This window comes from Acidovorax sp. GW101-11A03, from assembly GCF_059424825.1.
This window is the reverse complement of the sequence record NZ_JBWKZU010000040.1, coordinates 14,292-27,482: the sequence shown is the minus strand read 5'-3', so window position 1 is coordinate 27,482 and position 13,191 is coordinate 14,292. Positions and strand designations below refer to the sequence as shown.

At 60.4% G+C, this 13,191-nt stretch carries 20 protein-coding genes; all 20 read left to right on the top strand.

Annotated elements, in window-relative coordinates; all coding sequences use genetic code 11:
- Positions 1–108: 108 nt before the first annotated feature.
- The 20 genes from AC07Z7_RS16725 to rpsD all read left to right on the top strand — a co-directional run bounded on the left by AC07Z7_RS16725 (position 109) and on the right by rpsD (position 13,190).
- Positions 109–1,005, top strand: coding sequence for a carbohydrate ABC transporter permease (locus AC07Z7_RS16725; RefSeq protein WP_094290352.1), 897 nt, complete (start codon positions 109–111; stop codon positions 1,003–1,005).
- Positions 998–1,810, top strand: coding sequence for a carbohydrate ABC transporter permease (locus AC07Z7_RS16720; protein WP_055395662.1), 813 nt, complete (start codon positions 998–1,000; stop codon positions 1,808–1,810). The genes AC07Z7_RS16725 and AC07Z7_RS16720 overlap by 8 nt, the downstream gene beginning before the upstream one ends.
- Positions 1,811–1,822: 12 nt before the next feature.
- Positions 1,823–2,131 (top strand): DUF2160 domain-containing protein, encoded by a 309-nt coding sequence (locus tag AC07Z7_RS16715; protein ID WP_063462377.1) that lies wholly within the window; start codon positions 1,823–1,825, stop codon positions 2,129–2,131.
- A 136-nt stretch (positions 2,132–2,267) separates the two neighbouring features.
- Positions 2,268–4,001, top strand: a complete 1,734-nt coding sequence (locus tag AC07Z7_RS16710) for an ABC transporter substrate-binding protein (protein WP_094290351.1) — start codon at positions 2,268–2,270, stop codon at positions 3,999–4,001.
- 183 nt (positions 4,002–4,184) lie between these two features.
- Positions 4,185–5,777 (top strand): glycerol-3-phosphate dehydrogenase/oxidase, encoded by a 1,593-nt coding sequence (locus AC07Z7_RS16705; RefSeq protein WP_252658835.1) that lies wholly within the window; start codon positions 4,185–4,187, stop codon positions 5,775–5,777.
- Positions 5,778–5,972: 195 nt separating this feature from the next.
- Positions 5,973–6,341: a 50S ribosomal protein L14 gene (rplN, locus tag AC07Z7_RS16700; RefSeq protein ID WP_007861702.1), complete on the top strand. Its 369-nt coding sequence runs from the start codon at positions 5,973–5,975 to the stop codon at positions 6,339–6,341.
- 9 nt (positions 6,342–6,350) lie between these two features.
- Positions 6,351–6,671, top strand: coding sequence for a 50S ribosomal protein L24 (gene rplX, locus AC07Z7_RS16695; protein ID WP_015016019.1), 321 nt, complete (start codon positions 6,351–6,353; stop codon positions 6,669–6,671).
- A gap of 9 nt (positions 6,672–6,680) precedes the next feature.
- On the top strand, positions 6,681–7,220 hold the full coding sequence (gene rplE / locus AC07Z7_RS16690; protein WP_015016018.1) for a 50S ribosomal protein L5: 540 nt from the start codon (positions 6,681–6,683) through the stop codon (positions 7,218–7,220).
- 8 nt (positions 7,221–7,228) lie between these two features.
- The gene (gene rpsN, locus AC07Z7_RS16685; RefSeq protein WP_015016017.1) at positions 7,229–7,534 is read left to right on the top strand and encodes a 30S ribosomal protein S14; all 306 of its coding nucleotides are present in this window, start codon (positions 7,229–7,231) and stop codon (positions 7,532–7,534) included.
- A gap of 20 nt (positions 7,535–7,554) precedes the next feature.
- The gene (gene rpsH / locus AC07Z7_RS16680; protein WP_005793636.1) at positions 7,555–7,950 is read left to right on the top strand and encodes a 30S ribosomal protein S8; all 396 of its coding nucleotides are present in this window, start codon (positions 7,555–7,557) and stop codon (positions 7,948–7,950) included.
- 25 nt (positions 7,951–7,975) lie between these two features.
- The gene (gene rplF, locus AC07Z7_RS16675; RefSeq protein WP_063462382.1) at positions 7,976–8,509 is read left to right on the top strand and encodes a 50S ribosomal protein L6; all 534 of its coding nucleotides are present in this window, start codon (positions 7,976–7,978) and stop codon (positions 8,507–8,509) included.
- A gap of 11 nt (positions 8,510–8,520) precedes the next feature.
- On the top strand, positions 8,521–8,886 hold the full coding sequence (rplR, locus tag AC07Z7_RS16670; protein ID WP_005793639.1) for a 50S ribosomal protein L18: 366 nt from the start codon (positions 8,521–8,523) through the stop codon (positions 8,884–8,886).
- A gap of 17 nt (positions 8,887–8,903) precedes the next feature.
- Positions 8,904–9,422 (top strand): 30S ribosomal protein S5, encoded by a 519-nt coding sequence (gene rpsE / locus AC07Z7_RS16665; protein ID WP_034711783.1) that lies wholly within the window; start codon positions 8,904–8,906, stop codon positions 9,420–9,422.
- A gap of 14 nt (positions 9,423–9,436) precedes the next feature.
- On the top strand, positions 9,437–9,619 hold the full coding sequence (rpmD, locus tag AC07Z7_RS16660; protein ID WP_063462383.1) for a 50S ribosomal protein L30: 183 nt from the start codon (positions 9,437–9,439) through the stop codon (positions 9,617–9,619).
- Between the two features lie 10 nt (positions 9,620–9,629).
- Positions 9,630–10,061 (top strand): 50S ribosomal protein L15, encoded by a 432-nt coding sequence (gene rplO / locus AC07Z7_RS16655; protein WP_056420309.1) that lies wholly within the window; start codon positions 9,630–9,632, stop codon positions 10,059–10,061.
- 24 nt (positions 10,062–10,085) lie between these two features.
- Positions 10,086–11,405 carry a preprotein translocase subunit SecY gene (secY, locus tag AC07Z7_RS16650; protein WP_063462384.1) on the top strand — a complete coding sequence of 440 codons (1,320 nt, stop codon included), beginning with the start codon at positions 10,086–10,088 and terminating at the stop codon, positions 11,403–11,405.
- A gap of 146 nt (positions 11,406–11,551) precedes the next feature.
- A complete protein-coding gene (gene rpmJ / locus AC07Z7_RS16645; protein WP_005793651.1) occupies positions 11,552–11,665 on the top strand; it encodes a 50S ribosomal protein L36 in 114 nt (37 codons plus the stop codon).
- Between the two features lie 23 nt (positions 11,666–11,688).
- On the top strand, positions 11,689–12,054 hold the full coding sequence (gene rpsM / locus AC07Z7_RS16640; RefSeq protein ID WP_008906516.1) for a 30S ribosomal protein S13: 366 nt from the start codon (positions 11,689–11,691) through the stop codon (positions 12,052–12,054).
- Between the two features lie 16 nt (positions 12,055–12,070).
- On the top strand, positions 12,071–12,475 hold the full coding sequence (rpsK, locus tag AC07Z7_RS16635) for a 30S ribosomal protein S11 (protein WP_005793662.1): 405 nt from the start codon (positions 12,071–12,073) through the stop codon (positions 12,473–12,475).
- 91 nt (positions 12,476–12,566) lie between these two features.
- Positions 12,567–13,190 carry a 30S ribosomal protein S4 gene (gene rpsD, locus AC07Z7_RS16630; protein ID WP_026435318.1) on the top strand — a complete coding sequence of 208 codons (624 nt, stop codon included), beginning with the start codon at positions 12,567–12,569 and terminating at the stop codon, positions 13,188–13,190.
- Position 13,191 lies beyond the last annotated feature (1 nt).

The window sequence follows — 13,191 nt, the reverse complement described above, 5'->3', positions numbered from 1 at the left end:
GGGGGACGACGCCCTTTGCTGCGGGGCGGCCCTTGCTGGGCGTCCCGCTGATGGCGCTGCGCCCGTGCCATGCGCTGTGGCTGGCATCAGTCTTTTGGAGTCTCTGGCATGAGCGCGACTACTAAACCCGTCAACCAGAAAGCCTGGTTCCTGATCCTGCCCGTGATTCTGTGCGTGGCCTTCTCGGCCATCCTGCCGCTGATGACCGTGGTGAACTACTCGGTGCAGGACATCATCTCGCCCGAGCGGCGCGTGTTCGTCGGCACCGAATGGTTTGCCGCCGTGATGCGCGATGAGGAACTGCACGCGGCGCTGTGGCGCCAGCTGACCTTCTCGCTGGCGGTGCTGGCGGTGGAGATCCCGCTGGGCATCCTGCTGGCGCTGTCCATGCCTGCGCAGGGCTGGAAGTCGTCCGCCGTGCTGGTGGTGGTGGCGCTGTCGCTGCTGATTCCGTGGAACGTGGTGGGCACCATCTGGCAGATCTATGGCCGCGCCGACATCGGCCTGATGGGCCGCATGCTGCAGGAAATGGGCATCGAATACAGCTACACCGGCAACGCCACGCAGGCCTGGCTCACGGTGCTGCTGATGGACGTGTGGCACTGGACGCCGCTGGTGGCGCTGCTGGCGTTTGCCGGGCTGCGCTCCATCCCCGACGCGTACTACCAGGCGGCCCGCATTGACGGCGCCAGCAAGTTGGCGGTGTTCCGTTACATCCAGCTGCCCAAGATGCGCGGCGTGCTGATGATTGCCGTGCTGCTGCGCTTCATGGACAGTTTCATGATCTACACCGAGCCCTTCGTGCTCACGGGGGGCGGGCCGGGCAATGCCACCACGTTCCTCAGCCAGTACCTCACGACCAAGGCGGTCGGCCAGTTCGACCTGGGCCCTGCCGCAGCGTTCTCGCTGATCTATTTCTTCATCATCCTGCTGCTGTGTTTCATCCTCTACAACTGGATGCAGCGCGTGGGCACCGTCAGCGACGAAGGGGCTGGCCATGAATGAAAAACGCTTCCAAAAACGCACGCTGTTCCTGATTGCGTACCTGCTGTTTGCGCTGTTGCCCATCTACTGGATGGTCAACATGAGCTTCAAGACGAATGAGGAGATCCTGTCGAGCTTTTCGTTCTTCCCGCAGAACTTCACCTGGGCCAACTACAAGACCATCTTCACCGATGCGTCGTGGTACTCGGGCTACATCAACAGCCTGATCTATGTGGCGATCAACACGGTGATCTCGCTCACCGTGGCGCTGCCCGCAGCCTATGCCTTCAGCCGCTACCAGTTCATGGGCGACAAGCATGTGTTCTTCTGGCTGTTGACCAACCGCATGACGCCGCCCGCCGTGTTCCTGCTGCCGTTCTTCCAGCTTTACACCACCGTGGGGCTGATGGACACGCACATTGCCGTGGCGCTGGCCCACCTGCTGTTCAACGTGCCGCTGGCGGTGTGGATTCTGGAAGGCTTCATGAGCGGCATCCCGCGCGAGATCGACGAGACGGCTTACATCGACGGCTACAGCTTCCCGCGCTTTTTCATGACCATCTTCCTGCCGCTGATCAAGGCCGGTGTGGGCGTGGCGGCGTTCTTCTGCTTCATGTTCAGCTGGGTGGAGCTGCTGCTGGCCCGCACGCTGACCAGCGTGAACGCCAAGCCCATCGTGGCCACCATGACGCGCACTGTGAGTGCCTCGGGCATGGACTGGGCGACGCTGGCGGCCGCCGGGGTGCTGACCATCGTGCCCGGCGCCATCGTGATCTGGTTTGTGCGGCACTACATCGCGAAGGGTTTCGCGATGGGCCGGGTTTGAGGAGGCAGCGATATGTTTGACTGGATGGCCTGGACGCTGCCGGTGGCGGTGTTCTTTACGTGCATCGTGCTGATGCTGGTGGGCATGGCGGTGTGGGAGATCAAGTCGCCCACAACCATGCGCAAGGGTTTCCTGCCCCTGGAGACCACGCGCGGCGACCGGCTCTTTATCGGGCTGCTGTCGGCCGCCTACGTGAACCTGATCTTTGTGGGCATCAGCGGCAAGCTGGCCCAGTGGTTCAGCCTGCAGGGCGATCCGTCGATCTGGATCAGCTTTGTGGTGTCGATGGCGCTGCTGGCGCTGATCATGCGCAAGGGTTAAGGAGAAAAATGGCAGTTTACGCCTGATGGGTAAGCGTTTATAGCTATTGTTTTTGTAGTGTCGAAGGCCTGGCCTGGTTCCCCCCCGGGTTGGTGCCGGTCTACCAATGGGGGTCTCAATCTGAGAGGAGACAGCAATGAAGATGCAGTTCAAGGCGATCGCTTTCGCCGCCGCGGCCCTGGCGATGGGGCAGGCTGCCTGGGCCGGCGAGGCCGAGGCCAAGAAGTGGATCGACAGCGAATTCCAGCCATCCACGCTGAGCAAAGACCAGCAGATGGCCGAGATGAAGTGGTTCATCGACGCAGCCAAAAAACTCCAGGCCAAGGGCGTGAAGGAAATTTCGGTCGTGTCCGAAACCATCACCACCCACGAATACGAATCCAAGACGCTCGCCAAGGCGTTCGAGGAAATCACGGGCATCAAGGTCAAGCACGACCTGATCCAGGAAGGCGACGTGGTCGAGAAGCTGCAGACCTCCATGCAGTCGGGCAAGTCCATCTATGACGGCTGGATCTCGGACTCGGACCTGATCGGTACGCACTACCGCTACGGCAAGATCATGAACCTGACCGACTACATGGGCGGTGCAGGCAAGGAGTGGACCAACCCCGGCATTGACCTCAAGGACTACATCGGCACCAAGTTCACCACCGGCCCCGATGGCAAGCTGTACCAGCTGCCTGACCAGCAGTTCGCCAACCTGTACTGGTTCCGTGCCGACCTGTTCGACCGCAAGGACATCAAGGACAAGTTCAAGGCCAAGTACGGCTACGACCTGGGCGTGCCGCTGAACTGGAGCGCCTACGAAGACATCGCCGAGTTCTTCACCAACGACGTAAAGAACATCGACGGCAAGCCGATCTATGGCCACATGGACTACGGCAAGAAGGACCCTTCGCTGGGCTGGCGCTTCACCGATGCATGGCTCTCGATGGCGGGCACGGCCGACATCGGCGCGCCCAATGGCCTGCCGATCGACGAATGGGGCATCCGCGTGGCCGACGACAAGTGCACACCGGTGGGTGCCTCGGTGGCCCGCGGTGGTGCGACCAACTCGCCGGCCGCCGTCTATGCCCTGACCAAGTACGTGGACTGGATGAAGAAGTACGCGCCCAAGGAAGCCACGGGCATGACCTTCGGCGAAGCCGGCCCCGTGCCCGCCCAGGGCCAGATCGCGCAGCAGATCTTCTGGTACACCGCCTTCACGGCCGACATGACCAAGCCCGGCCTGCCCGTGGTGAACGCCGACGGCACGCCCAAATGGCGCATGGCCCCCGGCCCGAACGGCCCGTACTGGAAGCAAGGCATGCAGAACGGCTACCAGGACGTGGGCAGCTGGACCTTCTTCAAGGACCACGACGCCAACAAGACGGCTGCCGCCTGGCTCTACGCCCAGTTCGTGACCGCCAAGACCACGTCGCTGAAGAAGACCATGGTGGGCCTGACGCCTATCCGCGAGTCCGACATCCAGTCCAAGGCCATGACCGACATGGCACCCAAGCTGGGTGGCCTGGTGGAGTTCTACCGCAGCCCCGCCCGCGTGGCATGGTCGCCCACCGGTACCAACGTGCCCGACTACCCCAAGCTGGCCCAGCTCTGGTGGAAGAACGTGGCCCAGGCCGTGACGGGTGAAAAGACCCCGCAAGGTGCCATGGACACCCTGGCCGACGAAATGGACCAGGTGATGGCCCGCCTGGAGCGCGCTGGCATGGCTCACTGCGCGCCCAAGCTCAATGCCAAGAGTGATCCCAACAAGTGGCTGAGCGACAAGCAGGCTCCCTGGAAGAAGCTGGCCAACGAAAAGCCGAAGGGCGAAACCATTGCCTACGACAAGTTGCTGCAGGCCTGGAAGGACGGCAAAACGCGTTGAGTCTGTGACCTCCGCGTTTTGACAACATCCACAGGCAGCCAGGGCTCATAAGGTCTCTGGCTGCCTTTTTCACTCCATACCGCCCCCGATGACCAGCGCGTCGAGGGCGGTTTCCTCCCCGGAAGTGTCAAGAATTCAAGGGTAAACCCTTAATTTTTGCTTCATCCATGGACAATCACCCCCATGACCACTGCCTCCGCCCCCCTTCCTACGCAACGCGCCGACCTGCTGGCCCGTCTGGCCCAGCCGCACCACTATGACCTCGCCGTGATCGGCGGGGGGGCGACGGGGCTGGGGGTTGCGCTGGATGCGGCGGCGCGCGGTTTCAGCGTGGTCCTGGTGGATTCGCACGACTTTGCCAAAGGGACGTCGTCCCGCGCCACGAAGCTGGTGCATGGTGGAGTCCGTTACCTGGCGCAGGGCAACATCGCCCTGGTGCGCGAGGCGCTGCATGAGCGCACCACCTTGCTGCACAACGCCCCCCACCTTGCGCAGCCATTGCCTTTCGTGATGCCGTCGTACCGTTTCTGGGAAACCCCCTTCTACGGCGTCGGGCTGATGATGTATGACGCGCTGGCGGGCAAGGCCGGCCTGGGTGCCACCCAGTTCCTGGGGCGCGAGAGCACCTTGCGGTGCCTTCCCACCGCCCGTACCGAAGGCCTGAAAGGCGGCGTCAAGTACTGGGACGGACAGTTTGACGATGCCCGCCTGGCCCTGGCTCTGGCGCGCACGGCGGCCAGCCTGGGCGCGCTGGTGGTCAATTACTGTCCAGCCAAGTCGCTGGTCCATGAGGCCGGCAAGGTCGTGGGTTTTGTCTGCGAGGACGCGGACAGCGGCCAACAGTTCACTGTGCGCGCCCGGTCGGTGGTCAACGCCACGGGCGTGTGGGTGGACACCCTGCGCCAGATGGACGGCGAAGCCATCGGGCGGCCCGTCAAGCCCATGGTGGCGCCCAGCCAGGGCGTGCACATCGTGGTGGACCGCGAGTTCTTGCCGTCAGACCACGCCTTGATGGTGCCCAAGACGGCCGATGGCCGCGTGCTGTTTGCCGTGCCATGGCTGGGCAAGCTCATTCTGGGCACCACCGACAGCCCGCGCCAGGACGTGGTGCGTGAGCCTGAGCCCTTCCGGGAGGAGGTGCGGTTCATCCTGGAGGAATCTGCCCGCTACCTCACCCGCGCGCCCAAGGCCGAGGACATCCGCAGCATCTGGGTGGGGCTGCGCCCCCTGGTGAAGCCGCAGGACGACGACGGCGACAACACCAAAAAGATCAGCCGCGAGCACACGGTGCTCGCCAGCCGCAGCGGGCTGATCACCGTGACGGGGGGCAAATGGACCACCTACCGCGCCATGGCCGAGGATGTGTTGCAAAAATGCTTCGCCACGGGCCTGCTCCCTGCAAAACCCGCCGGTGTGACCAATCAGCTGCCCCTGGTGGGCACCCCCCAGGCGCCTGTGCAGCACCGCATCAGCGATGCGCAAGGGTTGCATTCCTATGGCAGCGAGGCGGCCGACGTACAGGCGATCCCCGGGGCGCAGACGGTGTTGGGCGGTGGCCTGACCGAGGCGATGGTGCGTTTTGCCGCGCGGCACGAGTACGCCTGCACGGTGGAAGACGTGCTGGCGCGCCGCTCCCGGCTGCTGTTCCTGGATGCGCGCCAGGCCATCCAGCTCGCGCCTGCGGTGGCAGGCATCCTGCGCGAGGAATTGGGGAGCGACCCCCAACTGGAGGCCTTCCAGGCCTTGGCCCAGCAGTACCTGCACGTTCCTTTGTGATAGAGGGCTTGACTTCATAAAAGTCCTTTGTCATAATCGAGGGCTTCGCGTTCAAAGCGTGAAGTTTCTGCCCAGCGGGAAGTGCTGCAAATGGTTTGCGGTGCGGACGACGGGCCCAAGACTGACTGGCTGATCTGCAGCCCTTGAGAGGTTCTCTGGGGCTGTTGTCTTCTGGTGCAAGTTGGGAATATTGAAATGATCCAGACAGAATCTCGGTTAGAGGTTGCCGACAATACCGGCGCCAAGTCCGTCCTTTGCATTAAGGTGCTGGGTGGCTCGAAGCGTCGCTATGCAAGCGTGGGCGACATCATCAAGGTGAGCATCAAAGAAGCCGCTCCACGTGGCCGCGTCAAAAAAGGCGAGGTTTACAGCGCAGTGGTGGTTCGCACGGCGAAGGGTATTCGTCGTGGCGACGGTTCGCTCGTCAAATTCGACGGCAACGCTGCAGTGTTGCTGAATGCAAAGTTGGAGCCCATCGGCACCCGCATCTTTGGACCCGTGACGCGTGAACTGCGTACCGAGAAGTTCATGAAGATCGTGTCCCTGGCTCCTGAAGTTCTCTAAGGACGCGCCATGAACAAGATTCGCAAGGGCGACGAAGTCATCGTGCTGACCGGCCGTGACAAAGGCAAGCGTGGCACCGTCACGCTGCGCAAGGATGACTCCCACCTCGTCATCGACGGTATCAACCTGGTCAAGAAGCACGCCAAGCCGAACCCCATGAAGGGCACGACCGGCGGCATCATCGAAAAGGCCATGCCGATTCACCAGTCCAACGTGGCCATCTTCAATGCCGCTACTGGCAAGGCTGATCGCGTGGGCATCAAGGTGCAGGCTGACGGTTCGCGCGTTCGCGTGTTCAAGTCCAGCGGCGCTGAAATCAAGGCGGCCTAAGGGGTAAACATGGCACGACTCCAAGACATTTACCGCGACAAGATCGCTCCCGAGCTGACCAAGCAGTTCGGTTACACCTCGCCGATGCAGGTTCCCCGTCTGACCAAGATCACCCTGAACATGGGCGTGAGCGAAGCAGTCTCGGACAAGAAGGTGATGGACAACGCCGTGGCCGACCTGACCAAGATTGCTGGTCAGAAGCCTGTGGTGACCAAGGCCAAGAAGGCTATCGCCGGTTTCAAGATCCGCGAAGGCCAGGCCATCGGTTGCATGGTCACGCTGCGTGGCGTGCAGATGTATGAGTTCCTGGACCGTTTCGTGACCGTGGCTCTGCCCCGCGTCCGTGACTTCCGTGGTATCTCCGGTCGCGCCTTTGATGGCCGTGGTAACTACAACATCGGCGTCAAAGAACAGATCATCTTCCCTGAAATTGAGTACGACAAGGTTGACGCTTTGCGCGGTCTCAATATCAGCATCACCACGACGGCCAAGTCCGACGAAGAAGCCAAGGCGCTTCTCGCTGGTTTCCGTTTCCCGTTCAAGAACTGAGGCGAAGCATGGCTAAAGTAGCTTTGATCCAGCGCGAACTGAAGCGCGAAAAACTGGCAGCCAAGTACGCAACCAAGTATGCGGAACTGAAGGCAATCGCTGGCGATGCCAAGCGCAGCGACGAAGAGCGTGATGCAGCCCGTCTGGGCCTGCAGAAGCTCCCACGCAATGCCAACCCCACGCGTCAGCGCAACCGTTGCGAAATCACCGGTCGTCCACGCGGCACCTTCCGTCAATTCGGTCTGGCCCGCGCCAAGATCCGCGAACTGGCTTTCAATGGCGACATCCCTGGTGTCACCAAGGCCAGCTGGTAAGCAGGCAGGAGAGATTAAACATGAGCATGAGTGATCCCATCGCTGACTTGCTGACCCGCATCCGTAATGCACAGATGGTCTCCAAGGCCACGGTTCTGGTGCCTTCTTCCAAAGTGAAGATCGCCATCGCCCAGGTGCTGAAGGACGAAGGTTATATCGACGGCTTCCAGGTGAAAACCGAAGCTGGCAAGTCGGAACTCGAAATTGCCCTGAAGTACTACGCAGGCCGCCCCGTGATTGAGCGCATCGAGCGCGTCAGCCGCCCTGGTCTGCGTGTCTACAAAGGCCGTGATTCCATTCCACAAGTCATGAACGGTCTGGGTGTGGCAATTGTCACGACGCCCAAGGGCGTGATGACCGACCGCAAGGCGCGCGCTACCGGTGTTGGTGGCGAAGTGCTGTGCTACGTGGCCTAACCCGCGGCATTGAGGAGAAACTGAAATGTCCCGAGTAGGAAAAATGCCCGTGACCATCCCCGCAGGTGTGGATGTGTCCGTGAAAGATGACCAGATCTCCGTGAAGGGTTCTGGCGGCGCCCTGTCGCTTGCACAAAACGTGCTGGTGAAGGTGTCGAGCAATGACGGCAAGCTCAGCTTTGAGCCCGTCAACGACTCCCGCGAAGCCAATGCTATGAGCGGCACGATTCGCCAGTTGGTCAACAACATGGTGGTTGGTGTCAGCAAGGGCTTTGAGAAGAAGCTGAGCCTGGTGGGCGTGGGCTACAAGGCCGCCGCTTCGGGTTCCAAGCTGAACCTGGCTGTCGGTTACTCGCATCCGGTCAACATCGAAATGCCCGCTGGCATCACGGTGGCTACCCCTACCCCCACGGAAGTGGTGATCAAGGGCGCTGACCGTCAACGCGTCGGTCAAATCGCTGCCGAGATCCGTGCTGTTCGTCCTCCCGAGCCTTACAAGGGCAAGGGCATCCGTTATGCGGACGAAAAGATCACGATCAAAGAGACCAAGAAGAAATAAGGAGCTGCAACATGTTGACCAAGAAAGAGCAGCGTCTTCGTCGTTCGCGTCAGACCCGCATCCGCATTGCACAGCAAGGCGTGGCGCGTCTCACCGTGAACCGTACGAACCTCCATATCTACGCCAGTGTGATTTCCGGCGACGGCAGCAAGGTGCTGGCCAGCGCTTCCACGGCCGAAGCCGATGTGCGCAAGTCGCTCGGCGGTTCGGGCAAGGGTGGCAATGCCGCTGCAGCCCAGATCATCGGCAAGCGCATCGCTGAAAAGGCGAAGGCAGCAGGCGTCGAGAAGGTTGCATTTGATCGCGCAGGCTTTGCCTACCACGGTCGCGTCAAGGCCCTGGCCGACGCAGCCCGTGAAGCCGGCCTGCAGTTCTAAGCGGAGCGGAATACAAAATGGCTAAATTTCAACCCAAAGTGCAGAGCGAAGGTCAAGACGACGGTCTGCGCGAAAAAATGATCGCGGTCAACCGCGTGACCAAAGTCGTGAAGGGTGGCCGTATTCTCGGTTTCGCCGCACTGACGGTGGTTGGCGACGGTGACGGCCGCGTTGGCATGGGCAAGGGCAAGTCCAAGGAAGTGCCTGCTGCTGTGCAAAAGGCGATGGAAGAAGCCCGCCGCAACATGGTCAAGGTGTCCCTGAAGAACGGCACCATTCACCACAATGTGACGGGCCACCATGGCGCCGCTGTTGTGATGATGGCGCCCGCCCCCAAGGGTACCGGTATCATCGCTGGCGGTCCTATGCGCGCAGTCTTCGAAGTGCTGGGTGTGACCGACATCGTGGCCAAGAGCCACGGCTCGTCCAACCCGTACAACATGGTTCGCGCCACGTTCGATGCGCTCGTCAATTCGACGACTCCGTCGAATGTTGCTGCCAAGCGCGGCAAGACGGTCGAAGACATCTTCGCCTGAACCGGAGTTTGAATATGACTACGCAACAAACCGTCAAGATTCAACTGGTGCGCAGCCCGATTGGCACCAAGGAATCGCACCGCGCCACCGTTCGCGGCCTGGGCCTGCGCAAGCTCAACAGCGTGAGCGAGCTGCAGGACACGCCCGAAGTGCGCGGCATGATTAACAAGATCAGCTACCTGGTCAAAATCGTCTGAGAGATAGATCATGGAACTCAATAGCATCAAGCCCGCAGACGGCGCCAAGCATGCCAAGCGCCGTGTAGGCCGTGGTATCGGCTCCGGCCTGGGCAAGACCGCTGGCCGTGGTCACAAGGGCCAGAAGTCCCGCTCCGGTGGTTACCACAAGGTGGGTTTCGAAGGCGGTCAAATGCCTCTGCAACGTCGCTTGCCCAAGCGCGGCTTCAAGTCGCACCTGCTCAAGTTCAATGCAGAAGTGACGCTGACGGCACTGGACCAACTCGGCCTGGCCGAAGTGGATGTCCTGGCGCTCAAGCAAGCCGGCCTGATCGGCGAGCTGGCCAAGGTGGTCAAGGTGATCAAGAGCGGTTCCCTCACCAAGGCGGTCAAGCTGAACGGTGTGGGCGCCACGGCAGGTGCCAAGGCGGCCATCGAGGCTGCTGGCGGCAGCGTCGCCTGAGTTCGGCACTGAAGGAAGGCACCTGTGGCTACTAGCGCGGCTCAAATTGCAAAGACCGGCAAGTTCGGCGACCTGCGTCGTCGTCTGGTTTTTCTGTTGCTTGCGCTGGTCGTGTATCGCATCGGGGCTCATATCCCTGTGCCCGGTATCGATCCAGCCCAACTTCAGCAGCTTTTCAGCGGCCAGCAAGGCGGCATCCTGAACCTGTTCAACATGTTCTCGGGTGGTGCGCTGTCGCGCTTCACGGTCTTCGCCTTGGGGATCATGCCGTACATCTCGGCGTCGATCATCATGCAGCTGATGACCTACGTGTTGCCCGCGTTTGAGCAGTTGAAAAAAGAAGGTGAAGCCGGTCGTCGGAAGATCACGCAGTACACCCGTTACGGCACACTGGGCTTGGCCCTGTTCCAGTCGCTGGGCATTGCGGTGGCGCTGGAAAGCTCGGCTGGCTTGGTGTTGAGCCCTGGCTTTGGTTTCCGTCTGACGGCTGTGGTGAGTTTGACCGCCGGTACGATGTTCTTGATGTGGCTGGGTGAGCAAATCACTGAGCGGGGCCTGGGGAATGGTATTTCCATCCTCATCTTCGCTGGCATCGCTGCGGGTTTGCCGAGTTCGATCGGTGGACTGCTGGAACTGGTGCGTACTGGTGCGATGAGCATCCTGGCGGCCATCTTCATCGTCCTCGTGGTCGGTCTGGTGACTTACTTCGTGGTGTTTGTTGAGCGTGGCCAACGCAAGATTTTGGTGAACTATGCCCGTCGTCAGGTGGGGAACAAGGTGTACGGTGGTCAATCGTCGCACTTGCCCCTCAAGCTGAACATGGCGGGTGTGATTCCTCCGATCTTTGCCTCGTCGATCATCCTGCTGCCTGCAACGGTGGTGAACTGGTTCAGTGCTGGTGAGTCGATGCGTTGGTTGAAGGACATTTCGGGTGCTCTGACTCCTGGTCAGCCCATCTATGTGATGTTCTATGCCGCAGCGATCATCTTCTTCTGTTTCTTCTATACGGCGCTGGTTTTCAACAGCCGTGAAACTGCAGACAACCTGAAGAAGAGTGGTGCGTTCATCCCGGGCATTCGCCCAGGTGAGCAGACCGCACGCTACATCGATAAAATCCTGGTCCGCCTGACTTTGGCCGGTGCCGTGTACATCACCTTTGTGTGCCTGCTGCCAGAGTTTCTGATCCTGAAGTACAACGTTCCGTTTTACTTCGGCGGAACATCACTGCTGATCATTGTGGTCGTGACCATGGACTTCATGGCCCAGGTCCAGAACTACATGATGTCGCAACAGTACGAGTCACTGCTCAAGAAAGCCAATTTCAAGGGCAATCCCGGCGGTTGAGGATGACGGAAAGCGGTAGCCGCATGGCGGTGCCGCTTGCAAACGACTGAATGTCGATTAAGTTGGCGCCCCACGATTTTTCGCGGGCACAAATTGTGTTCCGTGCGAAGCAGCCGGGACGGATGGAAAAGTTTTAGGAGAATGCAATGAGAGTTTCGGCTTCGGTCAAAAAAATCTGCCGCAACTGCAAGATCATCCGCCGCAAGGGTGTGGTGCGTGTGATCTGCACGGATCTGCGTCACAAGCAGCGCCAAGGTTGATTGGAAAGTATTAGAGGACGCATATGGCACGTATCGCTGGCATTAACATTCCGCCGCACAAGCACGCGGAAATCGGTTTGACCGCCATTTTTGGCATTGGTCGCACCCGCGCTCGCAAGATCTGCGAAGCAACTGGTATCGCTTACTCCAAGAAGATCAAGGATCTGACGGACGGCGATCTGGAAAAAATTCGCGAGCAAATCGAGCAGTTCACCATTGAAGGTGACCTGCGCCGCGAAACCACGATGAACATCAAGCGTTTGATGGACATCGGCTGCTATCGTGGCTTCCGCCATCGCCGCGGTCTGCCAATGCGTGGTCAGCGCACCCGTACCAATGCACGCACTCGCAAGGGTCCGCGCAAGGGTGCTGCTGCACTGAAGAAATAAAGATTGAAAGATCATCATGGCTAAGTCTCCTGCCAATAACGCAGCTCAGCGCGTTCGCAAGAAGGTCCGGAAAAACGTTTCGGACGGCATTGCCCACGTGCACGCCTCGTTCAACAACACCATCATCACGATCACCGATCGCCAGGGCAACGCTCTGTCGTGGGCTTCGTCCGGTGGCCAAGGTTTCAAGGGCTCGCGCAAGTCCACTCCTTTCGCGGCCCAGGTGGCTTCGGAAGTCGCAGGTCGCGCTGCCATCGACCAAGGCATCAAGAACCTTGACGTTGAAATCAAGGGTCCTGGTCCTGGCCGTGAATCCTCGGTGCGCGCTCTGGGCGCGCTGGGCATTCGCATCACGTCGATCTCCGACGTGACGCCTGTGCCCCACAACGGCTGCCGCCCTCAAAAGCGCCGTCGTATCTAATTTTCTCTAAGCCCACCGCCGCCTGTGAGCGCGCAAGCGCCTCAGGCGGCTCCCGCAATGGTTTGCGGTAGATGACACAAAGGAAGCTCAAGTGGCACGTTACCTCGGCCCCAAGGCCAAACTCTCCCGCCGTGAAGGCACGGACCTGTTCCTGAAGAGCGCTCGTCGCTCGATCGCTGACAAGTCCAAGTTCGACTCCAAGCCCGGCCAACATGGCCGCACTTCGGGTGCACGTACCTCCGACTACGGCCTGCAACTGCGCGAAAAGCAGAAGGTCAAGCGCATGTACGGCGTGCTGGAAAAGCAGTTCCGCCGCTACTTCGAAGCCGCAGACGGCAAGAAGGGCAACACCGGCGCCAACCTGCTGTTCCTGCTGGAATCGCGTCTGGACAACGTCGTGTACCGCATGGGTTTCGGTTCGACCCGCGCCGAAGCACGTCAACTGGTGTCCCACAAGGCGATCACCGTGAACGGCAAGTCCGTGAACATCGCTTCTTACCTGGTCAAGGCCGGTGATGTGGTGGCTGTGCGTGAAAAGTCCAAGAAGCAAGCCCGCGTTGTGGAAGCCCTGCAGCTGGCAGCCCAAGTTGGCATGCCTGCATGGGTGGAAGTGAACGCCGACAAGGCAGAAGGCATCTTCAAGAAGACGCCTGACCGCGATGAATTCGGTGCCGACATCAACGAATCGCTGATCGTTGAGTTGTACTCGCGCTAAT

Excerpts from the sequence above, each read along its gene's own strand:
- AC07Z7_RS16725 (WP_094290352.1), top strand. The coding sequence starts at position 109 with ATGAGCGCGACTACTAAACCCGTCAACCAGAAAGCCTGGTTCCTGATC.
- AC07Z7_RS16720 (WP_055395662.1), top strand. The coding sequence starts at position 998 with ATGAATGAAAAACGCTTCCAAAAACGCACGCTGTTCCTGATTGCGTAC.
- AC07Z7_RS16715 (WP_063462377.1), top strand. The coding sequence starts at position 1,823 with ATGTTTGACTGGATGGCCTGGACGCTGCCGGTGGCGGTGTTCTTTACG.
- AC07Z7_RS16710 (WP_094290351.1), top strand. The coding sequence starts at position 2,268 with ATGAAGATGCAGTTCAAGGCGATCGCTTTCGCCGCCGCGGCCCTGGCG.
- AC07Z7_RS16705 (WP_252658835.1), top strand. The coding sequence starts at position 4,185 with ATGACCACTGCCTCCGCCCCCCTTCCTACGCAACGCGCCGACCTGCTG.
- rplN (WP_007861702.1), top strand. The coding sequence starts at position 5,973 with ATGATCCAGACAGAATCTCGGTTAGAGGTTGCCGACAATACCGGCGCC.
- rplX (WP_015016019.1), top strand. The coding sequence starts at position 6,351 with ATGAACAAGATTCGCAAGGGCGACGAAGTCATCGTGCTGACCGGCCGT.
- rplE (WP_015016018.1), top strand. The coding sequence starts at position 6,681 with ATGGCACGACTCCAAGACATTTACCGCGACAAGATCGCTCCCGAGCTG.
- rpsN (WP_015016017.1), top strand. The coding sequence starts at position 7,229 with ATGGCTAAAGTAGCTTTGATCCAGCGCGAACTGAAGCGCGAAAAACTG.
- rpsH (WP_005793636.1), top strand. The coding sequence starts at position 7,555 with ATGAGCATGAGTGATCCCATCGCTGACTTGCTGACCCGCATCCGTAAT.
- rplF (WP_063462382.1), top strand. The coding sequence starts at position 7,976 with ATGTCCCGAGTAGGAAAAATGCCCGTGACCATCCCCGCAGGTGTGGAT.
- rplR (WP_005793639.1), top strand. The coding sequence starts at position 8,521 with ATGTTGACCAAGAAAGAGCAGCGTCTTCGTCGTTCGCGTCAGACCCGC.
- rpsE (WP_034711783.1), top strand. The coding sequence starts at position 8,904 with ATGGCTAAATTTCAACCCAAAGTGCAGAGCGAAGGTCAAGACGACGGT.
- rpmD (WP_063462383.1), top strand. The coding sequence starts at position 9,437 with ATGACTACGCAACAAACCGTCAAGATTCAACTGGTGCGCAGCCCGATT.
- rplO (WP_056420309.1), top strand. The coding sequence starts at position 9,630 with ATGGAACTCAATAGCATCAAGCCCGCAGACGGCGCCAAGCATGCCAAG.
- rpmJ (WP_005793651.1), top strand. The coding sequence starts at position 11,552 with ATGAGAGTTTCGGCTTCGGTCAAAAAAATCTGCCGCAACTGCAAGATC.
- rpsM (WP_008906516.1), top strand. The coding sequence starts at position 11,689 with ATGGCACGTATCGCTGGCATTAACATTCCGCCGCACAAGCACGCGGAA.
- rpsK (WP_005793662.1), top strand. The coding sequence starts at position 12,071 with ATGGCTAAGTCTCCTGCCAATAACGCAGCTCAGCGCGTTCGCAAGAAG.